Annotated in this window: 2 protein-coding genes; both read left to right on the plus strand. The window is 31.2% G+C overall.

Features of this window, described 5'->3' with window-relative positions; translation table 11 throughout:
• The first annotated feature begins 186 nt into the window (after positions 1-186).
• Positions 187-864: a hypothetical protein gene (locus LKD48_RS16300; RefSeq protein ID WP_308732638.1), complete on the plus strand. Its 678-nt coding sequence runs from the start codon at positions 187-189 to the stop codon at positions 862-864.
• A gap of 309 nt (positions 865-1173) precedes the next feature.
• Entirely contained in the window at positions 1174-2172 is a 999-nt protein-coding gene (locus tag LKD48_RS16305; protein WP_308732640.1) for a hypothetical protein, read from the plus strand.
• The last annotated feature ends 339 nt before the right edge of the window (positions 2173-2511 follow it).

The following is a 2511-nucleotide window of genomic DNA, read 5'->3' on the forward strand; positions in this document are numbered from 1 at the left end:
TAGAGCATTATCATTTGTCGAGGCTATTATCTCAAAAAATGAGGTCACTGTCTACGCATCCACTATTGAGCGTTTACGAATATTTTTTCAGAGAGTTATGGTAAAATAGGAAAAAAAGATTTATCAGGAAGATATCAATATGAATGGGATGTTCCATTTGGATTTAATACTGCTGGAAAATTAATTATGTGGCTTGGTGATATTGCTGTATTAGATGATAAGACAAAAAATATCTTAAAACCATTTAATGTTGAGTCGGATCATTTGCTAATTGATTCTGATTTTTATAGAGCACAATTGAGATGTGTGTTTAGTAAGCCGATTGCGGAAAAACAAATTTTACTTAATAAAGAGATATTTATTAAGAATATTAAGAAGAAATATAATATTGATATATATCATCTAGCTGAAGAATGTGTGATGCATGAGAAAAAAATAAAACATCCAGTTATATTTTCAGAACAGAATATTTCTGAAGTAATAAATGCATATGATAAAGTTTTGATTGAAGGATTCGATGTTGAGCAAATGAGAAAGCTGTATGAAAAACTTTATTGTGAACAGAAACGAGATTGTAACTATAAAAAGTGGCAATCAATAAAACTTCTTGAAGCAATATTACAGATGCTTAGTTGTAAAGTTCTTAGTATGGATGTACGAATGATAATGTCCCCATTATATATACTTCATGATTATAGAATTTTTTTTGACCATTTATTATCATTGAAAAAAATGGATGATATAAAACGACATATTGTAGAGACATTAGGGGTATCAAGTTTTGATGAGCAGGAAGAAATTTATTCAGAAGAGATTAGACGCTTGGGCATTTTGTTTGATTGTTTTGCGATTCTGTCGAAATAATAAGAACTATTTCTTGAAAAATGTAGTTTGAAAAATGATATTGATAGTGTAACTTTACATGGGGAAAATAAAAAGTTTTAAAAATAGAACGATGCCTTTTTATAGTATAATGTGACCAAAGTGCCTGTCCCCGGCAAAAAATAGGACTGAAAAAAAACGGATGAGTAAAGTGGACAGGAGTAAGAAAGGAGTAATTTGCAGTGAATTATGTTCAGGCGTATATATCAAATATCTCTTTCCCAAATTCGCTAGATAAAGTTTATAATTATGCGCATTCCTTTGATATGGAAGAAGTTATAAGAGGGGGCGATGCTGGTGAATATTATGAGGAGCGAAAAACTGAATGGACAGCATCAAAATGGTGCAAGAAGGGTGATATTGTTTTTTTTTATGCATGCAAAAACTGCGAATAATAAAATTAGAAAATTAAAAAAGGAGTTATTGAGAAATAGAGAAAACTATTCCGATAATGACTTTTGGACAATTATGAATGCTTTGATAAGGGCAAAAAAAATACATGATATATATGGTGGAAAAATATTTGCAATAGGAAGAATTTCAGGAAAGCCTATTTATGATAAAATAGATAATGCGAATCTACATTGGAAAAGCAATATATTTGCACCGATTGATGATATTTTTTTGCTGGAAAACTTAATTGATATGTCAGAATTTGGAGTTGAAATAGAAGTTTCGAGACAAAGCAGCATAACGCCGATTTTTAGCGAAAAATTTGAGCTTATTAAGAACTTGATTTTGAAAAGGAACAATATTATAGAAGAATATTTAAAAAATTCAGTTGCAGAGCCTATGCCATTACATAAGCTGAATGATGACAATTGGCTAGAAATAGTAAATTGTCATAGACGAGGTTTTTTTCTTGAAGCACAGTTTAGGGCTTTTTATGTGGATAGATTCTTGAAGAATTTGGGTGATACAAAAGCTTTTTATAAAGAATGTGGATGTAAAAAAGAAAATAGATGTAAAACATTTGTAGACAATGTAATAAAATTGAATGGTAAATATTTGCCTGTAGAGGTTAAGCTATCAGTTTCGGCAGAAAAGGATATAAGATCTCAGTTAACGTCATATTGCAATTTAAAACAGTTATATTTAACAACAGATAAAGTGATATCTGATAATATTTATAAAGACAATGTGCTAGTGATTGACACAGATAAGATATATATTTTTTTTGATAAAGAAGGGGGGCTGAAAGAAGTGTTTGAATTGGATAATATAAAGTCTAAAGATGATATTATTGCTGTGAGGGCAGTTATTATAAATTTATTGAATTATGGAATTTAATGGAATGAAAAAGCTGACAACATAGGTGCTTAATAGGGCTACATTGGTGCAGCTTTGACGAGTAAAAAAATAATATAAAAAACCCCCACTTTTCGGGGATTTGAGCGATAATAGAAGTGACAAAACAAACTATTTTTTCGCAAACCCAACAAGGAAGGAGGTTTTTACCAAGAAAACAAGAAAGAAAACTACTCGCAAAGAAACCCGTAAACGCCTGAAAGAGTTGAAACTTGCAGTTACTCTCTCCAAAGTCATTAACCACGGGGGTGCGGACGCTTTCTTGGACCTGAATTAAGCAATTCCAAGACTGCGTCTATACTCCATCGGACTCAAACCCCC

This window comes from Anthropogastromicrobium aceti, assembly GCF_020687335.1.
GTDB classification, from domain to species: Bacteria; Bacillota; Clostridia; order Lachnospirales; family Lachnospiraceae; genus Anthropogastromicrobium; species Anthropogastromicrobium aceti.